This window comes from Ensifer sp. ENS03, assembly GCF_014852035.1.
Lineage (GTDB): Bacteria > Pseudomonadota > Alphaproteobacteria > Rhizobiales > Rhizobiaceae > Ensifer > Ensifer adhaerens.
Window position 1 is genome coordinate 1 of record NZ_JACVAV010000040.1, and the last position, 376, is coordinate 376.

The window sequence follows — 376 nt, forward strand, 5'->3', positions numbered from 1 at the left end:
TCGAGTGGTTCGCCGAGGAGGGAAAGCGGGCCTACGGCCAGATCATTCCGCCGCGCGCACCCGATGTCACCCAGATGACCGTCAAGCTGCCGGTCGGTCCGGTTGCCGCCTTCACGCCCTGGAACTTTCCGATCAACCAGGTGGTGCGCAAGCTGTCGGCGGCGCTGACCACCGGATGCTCGATCATCGTCAAGGCGCCCGAGGAAACGCCGGCGTCGCCGGCCGAGCTCATCCGCTGCTTCGTCGATACCGGGCTTCCGGCCGGCGTCGTCAACCTTGTCTACGGTGTGCCCTCGGTCATCTCGGAATACCTGATCGCCCATCCGGTGATCCGCAAGATGTCGTTTACCGGCTCGACCCCGGTCGGCAAGATGCT

1 protein-coding gene is annotated in these 376 nt (G+C 65.2%); it reads left to right on the forward strand.

Features of this window, described 5'->3' with window-relative positions; genetic code table 11:
* Positions 1-376 (forward strand): aldehyde dehydrogenase family protein (locus IB263_RS33880; RefSeq protein ID WP_192439611.1); only part of this gene is annotated, 376 nt, incomplete at both ends.